The following is a 13,560-nucleotide window of genomic DNA, read 5'->3' on the forward strand; positions in this document are numbered from 1 at the left end:
GCCACTATAGCTTTGCGGGGCGTTCCCGGCGTCATTATCGACGCCGGGAACGGTTTCTCTCAGAGCGCGCCGCGTTCCCCGGCGAACACGCTCACGGCGTCCACTGCTTCGCTGGCGCCGTCGCGAATCTGCAGGATCGCGGAGCCCGCCTGGTCGGCCAGTTGCACACCCTTGGTCGCCCGCTCCCGGGTCCCATCCATGCTCTTGATGGCTTGCTGGGTTTCGTTCTGGATCATGTCGATCATGTTGGAGATTTCCGCCGTCGAGCCGCTGGTGCGGGCCGCCAGTTGGCGAACTTCATCGGCGACTACGGCGAAGCCGCGCCCTTGCTCGCCGGCCCGGGCGGCCTCGATGGCGGCGTTGAGCGCCAGCAGGTTGGTCTGGTCGGCGATGCCGCGGATGGTGTTGACGATGGCGGTGATCTGCTCCGAGCGCTCGCCGAGCCGGGCGATCTGCGAGGAAGAATCCTCGATGTTGCTGGCGATCTGGCGCATTTCGCTGGCGGCCTGCTGGATCACCCCGGTGCCTTGCTCGGCGACTTTACGGGTCTGCACCGAGATGTGGTAAGCCTGGGCCGCGCTCTGTGCATCGCGCTCGTGTTTTTCCACCTGCTCGGTGACGTCGGCGGCGTACTTGACCACCTTGCACAGGCGCCCGGCGGCGTCGTACACCGGGTTGTAGTTGGCCTCAAGCCACAGGGTGCGGCCGTGTTTGTCGGTGCGTTCGAAGCGGCCATTGATGAACTGGCCCTGGTTCAGGCGGTTCCAGAAGTCCTGGTAGCTGCTGCTGTTGGCCAGTTCCGGCTTGCAGAACATCCGGTGATGCTTGCCCTTGATCTCGCCGAGGCTGTAGCCCAGGCGCCCGAGAAAATTGGCGTTGGCGTCGAGGATGGTGCCGTCGAGGTTGAATTCGATCACCGCCATGGCCCGGTCGATAGCGTCCAGCTTGTTCCGGGCCTCGACTTGCTCCTGGATCCTGGCGGTGACATCCAGGGCGTACTTGACCACCTTGTAGACCTTGCCGGCTTCATCGCGGATAGGGTTGTAGCTGGCTTCCAGCCACAGGCTGCGGCCATCGCTGTCCAGGCGCTCGAAGGTGCCGGATTCGAAATGGCCATCGCGCAGTCGGCTCCATAGCTTCTGGTAGTCGCTGCTGCGGGCATATTCGGCCGTACAGAACAGCCTGTGGGATTGGCCCAGGACCTGGTCTTGGCGATAACCCAAGGTCTTGAGGAAATTGTCGTTGGCCCGCAGCACGCTGCCGTTGAGGTCGAACTCGATCACCGCCATGGAACGGTCGATGGCGTCCAGCATGCGGGTTTGTTCGGCGATGGTCCGGTTCAGGGAATCGATGGTCTTGTTGTGGCGGTTGAATAGCATGTGGGCTGGTGCTCTGTGGGAAAAACGTTGCGTCGGTCCCTATGAGTGCGCCGGTACGCCGAATGCTCCCTGACATCCGACATTATCTGCTCAATGCCAGCGTTCCATGGCTGACAGAAAAACTCACAGTGCTGATGCGGGGCGGCGCATCGGGTGAGCGCCGGTGGTCGCATCAGGTAGATACGTATTGGCTGTGAGTCGATTTAGTTGGCTTGGCCTGGCTAACGGTTGTAGCCGCAGCGCTGCACAGGAAAGGCGGGCGCTGTCGCGAAGTGGCGGCATTATGATGGCATTGGCGCTGAAAAATCCAAATAAACCTGTACAAAAATATTTTTTACTTCCTTTTTGTATAGGTTTTTCAAGCTCTTATGCCATTTGCGCCTGGGATAGGCGATCCCCGTCATCGTTGCTGGCGGTCCGGTTGCGGCCGTTGTTCTTGGCTTGGTACAGCGCCTGGTCCGCGGCATGCAGCCAGGCCGACGGATCCTTGAAGCCGGCGTCGAACGCCGCCAGGCCGATGCTCAGGCTGACCTTCAAGTCTTCGATGTGCGGATGCCGGTACTGATTGAAGACCCGGCGCAGGCGATCCATGACCTCCACCGCCTGCGGGAGGCCCATGCGCGGCAGGATCACGCAGAACTCGTCGCCGCCATAGCGCCCCGCGAGGTCGTCATGGCGCAGGTTGCACCGCAGTTGGTTGCTCAGGTGGCGCAGCACTGCATCGCCGACGATGTGGCCATAGGTGTCGTTGATCGTCTTGAAATGGTCGATGTCGATCAAGGCGATGCTGGCCTCGATCTGTCGTTGCTGGCACTTGTGGAACTTGATGTGCAGCAGGTCCTTCCAGGAGCCGTGGTTGAGCAGGCCGGTCAGGCTATCGGTACGGCTCAGGGCGCTCAGGGCCCGCTTGTGATCGGACAGCTTGATCGCCAGGCGGTAGCAGACGGTGCCTACCGCCAATGGATAGAGGGTCAGCATGGGCAGGCAGGCGTAGACCTGCAGGTCGCTGATCCGGGCCGTGAAGCTGGCGCCGAACAGGGCCCAGGACAGCAGTATTCCGCCGCACTGGGCCAGGCTGCCGCGAATGAACAGGCGCAGTCCTCCAGCAGCCACGTTGTTCATGGCCATCATCGACAGGATGGTCACCGTCGGCAGCGGGTTGAATTGCATGGTGGCCGCCCAGAAACCGCCGAGCAGCGAGTCGTACAGCATGTTGCGGCGCTCCGCCTGGTAGGGAAAGGCCGACCGGGTGGAAAGCTGGCAAGCCAGGTGGGGCCAGAGCAGGCCATGGAACAGCAGCAGGGCCCAGACCCAGTCCGCTGGTGCCAGGGGCTGGATTGCGGCGAAGACACTGATGCCGCCGATGCCTAGACCTATGATCCTTGGTCGATAGATGCGCCGGGCAAATGACAGCCCTTTGCCGCGTTGATTTTCCATGTATTCCTGCACCAGGTTCTGTGGTGGAGCACCGTGCCGGTGCTCCCGCGGCTTGGCCGCTTGTCGGATCAGTCCGGCGAATATTGTCAGTCATTCCAGGGACAATAATCAGTGTCCTTCCAAGCCATTTCTGCGTGCTGGATGCAGGTTGTAGCGGGCCAGGGAGACAGGACGGGGGTATTCAGGCCTGGTAGTGGCCGAGGAACATGTCGAGGGCCGATTCGACGACCTGCGATTGCATGTCCGGGGTCAGGGGCGGGTGGCCGAGGCTGACCTGGGGCCACAGGGCGAAGCTCTTGAGCAGGCCGTGCAGCTGTTGGGCCGCGAACTCTGCATCCATCGGCTTGATCCGGCCATCAGCCTGGGCTGCGCGGATCCAGCGGCTCAGGGATTCTTCCCGCTCCCCCATGCGCGCCACCATGTCCTGCGCGCGTTCCGGCGAGTGGATGGCCGCGGCGATGGCCACCCGTGCGAGATCGAGGAAATTATCGTCGGCGAGCAATTGCAGCTTGGCCCGCAGCAGGCTGGCCAGTTGTTCACGCAGGGGCTGGTCGCGGCGGTAGGTGATCTCCGCTTGTGCGCTGATGCTGGCCCAGAGTTGGTTGAGGATTTCGGCGAACAGCTCTTCCTTGCTGGGGAAATGGTTGTACACCGTGCGTTTGGAAACTCCCGCCGTGGCAGCGATCTTGTCCATGCTGGTGATGTCGAAACCACAGGCGCGGAACTCGCTGATCGCCGCCTGGACGATGGCGTTGCGCTTGAGGTCGGTGCGGCGCGTCGGAGCTGTCATGGATCGGGTTCGTTCCGGGTGGTCGGGAAAAGCATCCGGCAGTCTACTTTGTCTTAATCCTGTTGCAATGTAGAAACTACACTGTGTAGTGTATTTTCCTTCGAAACGATGATCCGCGGTCGGTGCCTGGGTGCAAGGCCGAAAGATCATCCTGCAGCGCAACGCCGGCCCTTCGCGGCGTTCCGTGGAGTCATTCAAGTCATGACCATTGTCTCTTCCAGCGTCACCCCTGTTCCTCGCCAGGAAACCTCGCGCCAGGAACAGGGAGCCTTTCGCAACCACGCCCCGGTGCGTCGCGCAGGCTTCGGCAAGACCTTGCAGATCTTCTGGAACATGCTGTTCCACAAGCCGCGCAATACCCGCCCGTCCGGCGTCATCCCGGTGCAGCCCCTGACCCGCGAACAACTGCTGGCTGCGCCGGACCAGAGTGTCTTCAGGCTTGGACATTCCACGGTGTTGCTGAAGCTGCGTGGCAAGTTCTGGATCACCGACCCCGTGTTCGCCGAACGGGCTTCGCCAGTGCAATGGGCCGGACCCAAGCGTTTCCATCAGCCGCCCATCAGCCTCGCGGCATTGCCGGAGATCGAGGCGGTCATCCTCTCCCACGACCATTACGATCACCTGGACCACCAGACGGTACTGGCGCTGGCCAGCAAGACCCGGCACTTCCTCACCCCCCTGGGCGTGGGCGATACCCTGATCAAGTGGGGCGTGCCCGCAGCCAAGGTACGGCAACTGGACTGGTGGCAGGGATGTGAAATCGAAGGCATCTGCTTTATCGCCACACCATCGCAGCACTTCTCCGGGCGGGGCCTGTTCGATGGCAACCGCACCTTGTGGGCCTCCTGGGTGATGATCGATGGACTGACCCGGATCTTCTTCAGCGGCGATACCGGCTACTTCGATGGCTTCAAGCGCATTGGCCAACAATATGGCCCGTTCGACCTGACACTGATGGAGACCGGCGCCTACAACGTTGAATGGCCGCATGTGCACATGCAGCCAGAGCAGACCCTGCAGGCCCATATCGACCTGCAGGGCCGGTGGCTGCTACCGATCCACAACGGCACCTTCGACCTGGCCATGCATGCCTGGCATGAGCCCTTCGACCGGATCCTGGCCTTGGCCTGGGAACGCAGCATCAATATCGCTACCCCACAGATGGGACAACTCTTCAACCTCGGCCAGCCCGACCGGGGAATGGCCTGGTGGCTGGAGGTGGAAGGGGCGCAGGAAGAGGTGGGCCTCCAGTCTGCTTGACCTCGGATTCCGGCGGTGAGCTGTTTCCTCCGCGGGCGGATGTTTTCAGCCCCTGGCGCGGGGTCATTCGATCATGGCGTAGTCCGGGCGCTCCATTGGGTTGGGAGTCGCCCCCTTGATGTTCATGCCCCGGCCAGGGGCGAAGCCCGGGAAAAACACCAGCCCCTGACTTTCCAGGCAGAATGCCAGGGCCAGGCGCGTCACGTCACGGACGTCGAAACCGGCTTCGAAACGCTGGATCGCCTGTACCGACACCGTGGATTCGCGGGACAGCCGTTCCATGTCCCAATCCAGCATGTCGCGGGCTTGGGTGCAGTGCGTTGGGGTGAACTGATAGAGAGCGATACGTTCCAGGGTGATTTTCATCGCTAGAGAGGCCATGGGTTTTCTCCGGAAGGTCGATGCAGTGAATTGTACTGTATATTTGTACAGTTATTCGGCTTGCGGATCAAACCCGATTGCGGGTGCTGCGCGGACCTTTGGTCACAAGGTCTTTCCCGGCTTGGATTCCAGGTGATTCAGGTAGGTGGTGGGGGAGTGCCCCAGCACCCGGCGGAACATGGTGGAGAATGCCCCGGGGCTGTCGTAGCCGAAGTCCAGGGCGATTCGCGTCACGCTCTGCGCCGCTGCCAGGCGAGCCAGGGCCTGGACCACGCAGGCCTGCTGGCGCCATTGAATGAAACTCATGCCCGTCTGCTGGCGAAACCCGCGATTGAAGGTACGCAGGCTGACATGCAACTGCTGGGCCCAGGCCTGGGGCGACTGGTGGATATCGGGGTGCATGAGGAAGGCCTGGCACAATTCCAGCAGCGGACCTGCAGTGGGCAGCGGAATGTGCAGGGGCAATGGCGGGCAGCGTTGCAGTTCGCGCAGCAGCAACTCGATCAGCAAGCCGTCGCGCCCTTGCTGGTCGTATTCAAGGGGGATGTGCACCGCCTCCAACAGCAACTGGCGCAACAGCGGCGACACGCCGATGACCTGGCAACCACGACTGTCCAACGGGGCGGCATCAGGCTCGATGTACAGGCTGCGGGTACTGACCCCGAGCATCAGCACAGCATGTTCCACCTGGGGCGGGATCCACACCGCACGCTGGGGCGGAACCACCCAGTTACCTTGCTCGGTAGTCACCTGCATGACGCCGGTGGCGCCGTACAAGAGCTGCGCTCGTCGATGGCGGTGGCGGGGCAGGCGCTGGCCGTCGGCGTAATCGGTGCCGATGGCCAGTACCGGGCGTGGCGTCTGGTCCAGTTGGTCGATGGGGATATTGCGCATGCCGACGAGTCCCGTGCCTGGCGTAAACGCCAACATTATTGGCTGACTTGCTGAAGCCGGCCAAGTGCTGGCGTTCTATCGTCCGGGCTTTCCCTGGCTGACGGATGCTGTTCGATGTTCTATCTATTGCTGGCACTTTTTGGTTGCATGACGGGCATCAGCGCCGTGCTGTTCGGCTTCGGCGGGGGCTTCGTGGTGGTGCCGCTGCTGTACTGGATGCTGCTGGCCAGCCATGGGGCGGACTCGGCGGCCGGGCAATCGGCGATGCATATTGCCGTGGCCACCTCCACCTGCGTGATGATCGTCAACGCCCTGGTCGCAAGTCGCCGGCACCAGCGCGCAGGCAATCTGGTCCGGCATTACCTGTGGCCGCTGGGCGGGTATATCGGCCTGGGGGCGACGCTCGGCGCGGCAGCGGCGATGTGGGTCGATGGCGAGGTGATCCGCTATGCCTTCATCGCCTATCTGGCTATCACCATCGCCGATTGCCTGTTGCGGCGCGGCTTTCTCGACCCGGCCCAGGGCCTGCAAGCGCGCAACCTGGGGGCCGCGCAAACCATGTTTGGCGGTATGGGAATCGGCGTGATCGCCACCTTTCTCGGGGTCGGTGGCAGCGTGATGACGGTTCCGCTGTTGCGTCGTTGCGGCTTGAGCATGACCCAGGCCACCTCCATGGCCAATCCCTTGAGCGTGCCGGTGGCCCTGGCGGGAACCGCCACCTACATGCTGTTGGCGGGCTTGAGCCGCTTCGACCTGGGCCCCTGGTTCGTCGGTTATGTCGATCTGCTGGCATTTTTTGTACTGACCCTGGGGTCGCTGCTGGGCATTCGCCTGGCCACGCCATGGATCGGCCGGATCCCGGACCGCATACACGCACGGGTGTACATCGGGCTGCTGGTCCTGGTGCTGCTGAGCATGTGCCTGAAGTGACGGGCACGTCACGCTCGATGGCTCGATTGTGTTGGGGACGCGGTTCATAATCGACTTCCGCCTAACCTGGCCGGGTGCTTCCGCGGAAGGCTCCCGGTGTCCACTACAAGGGAACCTCCATGTTCAACGGACTGATGCGCCGACTTTTCCTTGTCCTGTTGTTGTCGATCCTGGGATCGACCGCGCAGGCTTCGTCTACCCGCCAAACCCTGGTCGGTAACCTGGGCAACATGCCGATCGTGATGGAGATCGATATCAGCGACCCACAGAAGGTCACGGGGCGTTATTTCTACCAGAAGTACCACCATGACCTGGCCCTGGAGGGCGCGCTGGACGGGCAGTCATTGCAGCTGCGCGAAGGTCGTGAAGACTATGCCAAGGATTCGCCGCCCCGGGCCGCTTTCCAGTTGCAGGGTTCCGCCGATGGCTGGCAGGGCCAGTGGCAGGGAGCCAAGGGCAAGACCCTGGAGGTCCGCTTGGCACCGGCCCGCGCCGACGCACCCAAGCCGGACGCGCTGCCCTACCTTACGCAGTTGTACCGGGAAGACTTGTACGCGTACCTGCGCCTGCTGGGCCTGACGCTCAAGCAAGGCAAGCAGCAGGAGTTCATGGGCTACACCCTGCAGTGGTGGAGCGAACCATCGTCGAAACTGGCGATGTTCAAGGTGGTTGCCGGTTATCCGGGCGAGCGCCAGGAGCGGCTCAACCAATTGCTGATGGAGCGCCTGTGGCGCGAGGTGACGGCTTACCACGAGTGCTTGCTGGAGGCCGGCAAGGGCGGCGAGTTCGTGCAGACCGTCAAGCCGCGGTTCTTCAACTCGGCCGTGCTCAGCGTCAGCATCGCCACCAGCTATACCTGCGGCGGTGCCCATCCGGATTTTGGCGACTCGCCCTTGAACATCGATGTGGACAGCGGCCGGGACCTGTCCCTGACGGATGTGTTGTGGGTCGGCAAAGGCCAGCCGCCCAAGCCATCTCAATACAGTGCCTTGTACGACTACAACACCCAGCAGCTGGGGCCTTGGCTGGTCAAGCAGTTCACGGCCCTGCACCCGCGTGAAATGCGCGAGCCGGCCACCGAGGGCGATGGCTGCAACTACAGCGATGCCAGCGTATGGGGCGACAACAGTTGGTATTTCACCCCCAAGGGGCTGTTCATCAGCGCCTATTTCCCCCGGGCGGAACGGGCCTGCGATGGACCGGAATGGGCCGTGCTGCCCTACTCGGTGGTGAGCAAGCACCCTGGCGCCGTGGCCCTGGACCTGCCCAAGCGCTGATGGCCGCTGCCCGGCCGGTCACTGGGCTTCCAGCCCCGGAGCCTCGCGGATCACCAAGTGGTCCAGGTTCTGGATATCGGCGCTGAAAACCCCGAAGCTCGCTTCGGGGTTTTTCTTGCTCGGTACCTGCTTGAAGGTGGGCGTTACACCATAGAAGAAGCAATACAACTCACGCTGGCTGTCGATGGCGAGCTTGATCTCCTCGAGGAAGGCCTTGCGCTTGCGGTAGTTGTCCACCAGCTTCTTGCTCAGGTAGACGTTGACCGAATAGGGCTTCTTGCTGGTCTGGCCGTCTTCCTTGAACCAGACCTTCTGGGCGAAATCGATGCGAAAACTCTGGGTGTAGTCCTTGATCTGCTTGATCTTGCCCCAGTAGATCAAGCCCTTGTTGTCTTGCAGGTACTCGATCTTCTTGAAGAACGCGGCGTAGGACGCGGTGTGTTCGCCGATCTTCAACGGCATGCGCTTGAGCAGGTCCTTGTCGTCGATGTTCGACACGAAGCACTCCACCGGATGGGCGAAGACGCTGGTCTTGTCCGGAACGTTGTCATGCTCGGCGTGGGGCTGGGCGGTCTTGCCGGAAGCGGTTGGCGGGGTGGCCACTGAAGGGGCCGTCGCGATGGCCGAGGTGGCAGGCTTGCGCAGGTACTCGCGCCGCACCAGCAGCAGTTCCGAGGGGAAGTGTTCCTCGCGGTCCTGCGCGCTCGCCGCGCCTTCCCCATCGGCGGCCGTCTTGCCGGCGCCGTAGGGACAACCTGCTATATGGCGGGTGCCGGGCAGGTTCTTGAAGTGTGGGGTACGGATGTAGTTGAGGTTCTTGGCGTTGAAGGTGCCCAGCTGGTTGCTGGATTCGAACGCCAGGCGGCATTCGTCGTTGGGGCACTGGAAGCTTTCCCTTGCTGAGTCGAAGTCCATGGTTTCGTCGAAATTCAGGTCCCGCACGTCATAAATCGACAGCTTGTCGTCGAGGCCGATGCAGTAGGCGGTGGCGAATTTCATGGAGCCTGGGTCCTTGGACGGGAAAGGGGACTTTATAGCGGTAGTGGCAAGGACCTGCACCTGTTCTTTGCGTACCGCTGGCAAACCAGCGGTGGCTAAAGGGAAGGGTGCAGCCCGCCATCCATGTCGATGACCGCGCCGGTCGCGTCGCTGGCCCGGGGGCTGGCCAGGAACGGCGCGCCGAACTGCTCTTCAAGGCTCGCCATGGCCTGCTCGCAACCGAAGCCCGATGCCATGTCCCTGGCATGCGTGAGCAGCGGCCAGCCGCGCTGGGCGAACTCGACCCGGGTCGCCTCGAGGTTGGCCGGATCGCGGGAAACGATCGCCGCTTGGGCACCCTCCGCGGCGAAGGCCCGCAGGCCAGCCTATGCCCCTGCTGCCGCCCGTGATGATCACGCGCTTGCCATGCGGGTGCAGGTCCATCGCTCACTCCGTTGGTTGTTTGTCGTGTGCCAGCTGGTTCAGGTATTCGTCGACTTCGTTGGCCAGCCAGCTGGAAAACACCCGTTGCTTGATCTCCGAGCGTTCCCGGTTGGGCAGCACCAGCCAGTAGGGATAAGGGTAGGGGGCGGTGATCGGGGACAACTGCACCAGTTCTCCACGCTTGATCGCATCGTCCACCAGGCTGCGGCGTTCCAGGGCGATGCCCTGGCCCAGGCGCACGGCTTGCAGCACCAGGTTGGAGTCGTTGCTGCACAGGCCGATGCGCGGCACGTCGAGGTCCAGCCCGGCGGCCTGGCACCAGGGCTGCCAGGACTCCATGTTGAAGATGATGGTGCTGCTGATGATTTCCTCTGGGGTCTGTGGCAGCACGCCGCCGTTGAAGTGCGGAGCGGCGACCACCAGCGTCTCGTCATGAAACAGCAGGTGCTGCTCCAGCCCGTCCCAGTCGCCCTTGCCCATGCGAATACCGACATCGACCGACTCCCGGGTCAGGTTCGACACCGCCAGGCTCGCCTGCAGGCGGATGCTGATGTGCGGCTGCGATTGCTGGAAGCGCGGCAAGCGCGGCAACAGCCAGCTGAAACCGAACGAAGGGAGGACGGCCACCACCAGCTCCGTGGATTTGGGCTGGGTCTTGATCAGCCGCGTGGCTTCGGCGATTCCACTCAGCGATTCGCGGATCTGCAGGGCATATAGCCGGCCGTCCTCGCTGACCCGCAGGCCACGTCCCTCACGCACGAACAAGGTGACGCCTATGATCTCCTCCAGCACCTTGATCTGCTGGCTGATGGCCGAATGGGTGACATGCAGTTCCTTGGCGGCGGCGGTGACGCTACCGAGCCTGGCAACCGCCTCGAAGCTGCGCAGGCAGGTGATCGGAGGAATGCTCGACATGTAAGTTATTCTTACTGGTTATGCTAAAAAATATCGATATATAACTGTCGAGGTTGTCACTAGTGTAAGGCTTAGTAAAGTCTCGACCGGCAAGAGGATGGATGCCATGGACTCAGCACACAGGGAGCGGCAAACGATCACAGGCAGCCCCGATGGCGCTGAGCACCAGGGCCTGCAAGTTTCATTGGCCAGGGCGCAACTGCTCTCGGTACGTTTTGCCCACGACAGCTACACCCGGGCGGTCAGTGGCCAGCACTGGATCTGCACCGACGGCGTCGACTTCGCGGTCGGCCCCGGTGAACGGGTGAAATTGTCCGCCGGGCTGGCCCTGATCGACGGTGAAGGCGTCTTGCAACTGGCGCCAGCCGAGCAGTGTTCCCCGCAGTCGCGCTCCTGGCGCCTGGCCCAGTTGTTCAAGCGTCGCACGGCGGCGCTGGAAATCGATATCAACTAAGGAGAGTGATGGATGAAACTCATTGGCATGCTGGATTCCCCCTATGTTCGCCGGGTGGCCATTTCCCTGGACCTGCTGGGGATCAAGTTCGAACATGACCCGCTGTCGGTGTTCAGCACCTTCGAGGCGTTTTCCCGGGTCAACCCGGTGGTCAAGGCGCCGACCCTGGTGCTCGACGACGGTTCCGTACTGCTGGATTCGACACTGATCATCGATTATTTCGAGACCCTGAGCGCTCCCGCCAGCAAGCTGCTGCCAGCGCACCCCCAGGCGCTGGCCCAGGCCCTGCGTACCCTGGGGCTGGCCTTGGCGGCCTGCGAGAAAGCCGTGCAGATCGTCTATGAACACAATCTTCGCCCGGCGGAAAAACTCCACCAGCCCTGGGTCGAGCGGGTGACCCGGCAATTGCTGGCGGCCTGTGGCGAACTGGACAAGCAACTGGCGGCCCATCCGGCATCAGGCGAACGGCCGGACCAGGCCGCCGTCACCAGTGCCGTGGCCTGGTCGTTCATGCAGCTGATGCTGCCCGACGTGGTCAAGGCCGATGGCTTCCCGGCACTCAAGGCCCATGCCGCGCGCCTGGAACAGACCGAACTGTTCAAGCGCTATCCGATCGCCTGAGCCCTGGGCGCGGCCTGGCCCGACCGCGCTCTGGCCTGCGCCTGGCTGTTGCGAGCCATTGCCATGTACTCACTCTATTTCGCGCCGACGGCCAACGGGCACAAGATCCTGATCATGCTCGAGGCGCTCGGCGTGCCTTACCGGATCCATCGAATCACCTTGCGTGGGAACTCTCCATATAGAAGCGGCCATAAAAAAGCCCTGACCAGGTCAGGGCTTTTCGTGGGGCCGGTTGGGTGAACGTGGAACTCAGTCCCAGCTCAGCGCGCCACCGGTCTGGTACTCGATCACACGGGTCTCGAAGAAGTTCTTCTCTTTCTTCAGGTCCATGATCTCGCTCATCCACGGGAACGGGTTGGTGGTGCCCGGGTATTCTTCCTTCAGGCCGATCTGCGACAGGCGACGGTTGGCGATGAACTTGAGGTAGTCCTCCATCATTGCCGCGTTCATCCCCAGTACGCCGCGCGGCATGGTGTCGCGAGCGTATTCGATCTCCAGCTGGGTGCCCTGCAGGATCATCTGGGTAGCTTCTTCCTTCATCTCGGCATCCCACAGGTGCGGGTTCTCGATCTTGATCTGGTTGATCACGTCGATACCGAAGTTCAGGTGCATGGATTCGTCGCGCAGGATGTACTGGAACTGCTCGGCGACGCCGGTCATTTTGTTGCGCCGGCCCATGGACAGGATCTGGGTGAAGCCGCAGTAGAAGAAGATGCCTTCCAGCACGCAATAGTAGGCGATCAGGTTGCGCAGCAGTTCCTTGTCGGTCTCTACGGTGCCGGTATCGAATTCCGGATCGGAGATCGAGCGGGTATAGCGCAGGCCCCAGGCGGCTTTCTTCGCGACCGAAGGGATCTCGTGGTACATGTTGAAGATCTCGCCTTCATCCATGCCCAGCGACTCGATGCAGTACTGGTAGGCGTGGGTGTGGATCGCTTCCTCGAAGGCCTGGCGCAGGATGTACTGGCGGCACTCGGGGTTGGTGATCAGGCGGTACACGGCCAGGGCCAGGTTGTTGGCGACCAGGGAGTCGGCGGTGGAGAAGAAGCCCAGGTTGCGCATCACGATGCGGCGCTCATCGTCGGTCAGGCCTTCGGCGCTCTTCCACAGGGCGATGTCGGCGGTCATGTTGACCTCTTGCGGCATCCAGTGGTTGGCGCAGCCGTCCAGGTACTTCTGCCAGGCCCAGTCGTATTTGAACGGCACCAGCTGGTTGAGGTCGGCGCGGCAGTTGATCATGCGCTTTTCGTCAACGGCGACGCGGGCGGCGGAGCCTTCCAGTTCGGCCAGGCCCTCGGCGATGTCCAGCTCGTCCAGGGCGGCCTTGGCGCGAACCACGGCGGCCGAGTCGGCGGACGTCACGGCGCGGGCTTCGAGGGCGGCGGCGCCACCGGCGCTGTCGAGGCGGTCCATGGTGGCGTCGGAAGCCTGGCCGGCATTGGTGCCCTTGGCCGTGGCTTCGCTTTCTTCTTTATCGAATTCGTCCCAGCTCAGCATGACGTGTCGTCTCCTGCTTGAGGGCCAGATGCCCGTGTGAAAACAAAAGGGTTGGCTTTTCACACGGCGCTACCGGCCGCGTTAAATCAAAGAAATCGTTTGTTGCAGCAGTGACGCAGGCAATAAACAGAAATTCGTCTGCGGGTGCTTGAGGCTGCTGTCGGGCAGGGCTGAGGGTGTCGGCTCCGGCGCGAGCTCCAGCAGGTCGTTTTCATCCGGTAAGGGAATGTTGCAGGCCCGTTTTGAGGACGCATTATAAGGATATTTTCAGGGGCGTGGGGCGACCGATGGGCGCAGGTGAGC

The 13,560-nt window shown here is 62.4% G+C and carries 13 protein-coding genes; 5 read left to right on the forward strand and 8 right to left on the reverse strand.

Features of this window, described 5'->3' with window-relative positions:
* Nucleotides 1–59: 59 nt before the first annotated feature.
* The 3 genes from H7A76_RS27645 to H7A76_RS27655 form a co-directional block, all read right to left on the reverse strand.
* The gene (locus H7A76_RS27645) at nt 60–1,379 is read right to left on the reverse strand and encodes a methyl-accepting chemotaxis protein (protein WP_185701464.1); all 1,320 of its coding nucleotides are present in this window, start codon (nt 1,377–1,379) and stop codon (nt 60–62) included.
* A gap of 366 nt (nt 1,380–1,745) precedes the next feature.
* Entirely contained in the window at nt 1,746–2,816 is a 1,071-nt protein-coding gene (locus H7A76_RS27650; RefSeq protein WP_185701465.1) for a diguanylate cyclase, read from the reverse strand.
* 181 nt (nt 2,817–2,997) lie between these two features.
* Complete coding sequence (locus tag H7A76_RS27655; RefSeq protein WP_185701466.1) at nt 2,998–3,606, reverse strand: TetR/AcrR family transcriptional regulator; 609 nt, start codon at nt 3,604–3,606, stop codon at nt 2,998–3,000.
* A 201-nt stretch (nt 3,607–3,807) separates the two neighbouring features.
* Between H7A76_RS27655 and H7A76_RS27660 the strand changes: the two genes are divergently transcribed.
* Nucleotides 3,808–4,866 carry an MBL fold metallo-hydrolase gene (locus H7A76_RS27660; RefSeq protein ID WP_185701467.1) on the forward strand — a complete coding sequence of 353 codons (1,059 nt, stop codon included), beginning with the start codon at nt 3,808–3,810 and terminating at the stop codon, nt 4,864–4,866.
* A gap of 63 nt (nt 4,867–4,929) precedes the next feature.
* On the opposite strand, the gene H7A76_RS27665 is transcribed toward H7A76_RS27660, so the two are convergent.
* Entirely contained in the window at nt 4,930–5,247 is a 318-nt protein-coding gene (locus tag H7A76_RS27665; RefSeq protein WP_185701468.1) for an XRE family transcriptional regulator, read from the reverse strand.
* A 102-nt stretch (nt 5,248–5,349) separates the two neighbouring features.
* Nucleotides 5,350–6,141 carry a helix-turn-helix transcriptional regulator gene (locus H7A76_RS27670; protein WP_185701469.1) on the reverse strand — a complete coding sequence of 264 codons (792 nt, stop codon included), beginning with the start codon at nt 6,139–6,141 and terminating at the stop codon, nt 5,350–5,352.
* 114 nt (nt 6,142–6,255) lie between these two features.
* On the opposite strand from H7A76_RS27670, the gene H7A76_RS27675 reads away from it, so the two are divergent.
* Together H7A76_RS27675 and H7A76_RS27680 are read left to right on the forward strand one after the other, a co-directional pair.
* Nucleotides 6,256–7,071 (forward strand): sulfite exporter TauE/SafE family protein, encoded by an 816-nt coding sequence (locus tag H7A76_RS27675; RefSeq protein WP_185701470.1) that lies wholly within the window; start codon nt 6,256–6,258, stop codon nt 7,069–7,071.
* A gap of 119 nt (nt 7,072–7,190) precedes the next feature.
* Nucleotides 7,191–8,348 (forward strand): hypothetical protein, encoded by a 1,158-nt coding sequence (locus H7A76_RS27680; protein WP_185701471.1) that lies wholly within the window; start codon nt 7,191–7,193, stop codon nt 8,346–8,348.
* A gap of 18 nt (nt 8,349–8,366) precedes the next feature.
* Here H7A76_RS27680 and H7A76_RS27685 read toward each other — a convergent pair whose 3' ends face one another.
* Complete coding sequence (locus H7A76_RS27685) at nt 8,367–9,347, reverse strand: hypothetical protein (RefSeq protein WP_185701472.1); 981 nt, start codon at nt 9,345–9,347, stop codon at nt 8,367–8,369.
* A gap of 426 nt (nt 9,348–9,773) precedes the next feature.
* Nucleotides 9,774–10,685: a LysR substrate-binding domain-containing protein gene (locus tag H7A76_RS27690; RefSeq protein WP_185701473.1), complete on the reverse strand. Its 912-nt coding sequence runs from the start codon at nt 10,683–10,685 to the stop codon at nt 9,774–9,776.
* Between the two features lie 106 nt (nt 10,686–10,791).
* On the opposite strand from H7A76_RS27690, the gene H7A76_RS27695 reads away from it, so the two are divergent.
* Together H7A76_RS27695 and H7A76_RS27700 are read left to right on the forward strand one after the other, a co-directional pair.
* Complete coding sequence (locus H7A76_RS27695) at nt 10,792–11,139, forward strand: hypothetical protein (protein WP_185701474.1); 348 nt, start codon at nt 10,792–10,794, stop codon at nt 11,137–11,139.
* A gap of 12 nt (nt 11,140–11,151) precedes the next feature.
* On the forward strand, nt 11,152–11,760 hold the full coding sequence (locus H7A76_RS27700) for a glutathione S-transferase (protein WP_185701475.1): 609 nt from the start codon (nt 11,152–11,154) through the stop codon (nt 11,758–11,760).
* Nucleotides 11,761–12,009: 249 nt separating this feature from the next.
* Here H7A76_RS27700 and H7A76_RS27705 read toward each other — a convergent pair whose 3' ends face one another.
* Complete coding sequence (locus tag H7A76_RS27705) at nt 12,010–13,257, reverse strand: ribonucleotide-diphosphate reductase subunit beta (protein WP_085597275.1); 1,248 nt, start codon at nt 13,255–13,257, stop codon at nt 12,010–12,012.
* Nucleotides 13,258–13,560 lie beyond the last annotated feature (303 nt).

This window comes from Pseudomonas sp. MSSRFD41, assembly GCF_014230245.1.
Classification (GTDB): Bacteria; Pseudomonadota; Gammaproteobacteria; order Pseudomonadales; family Pseudomonadaceae; genus Aquipseudomonas; species Aquipseudomonas piscis.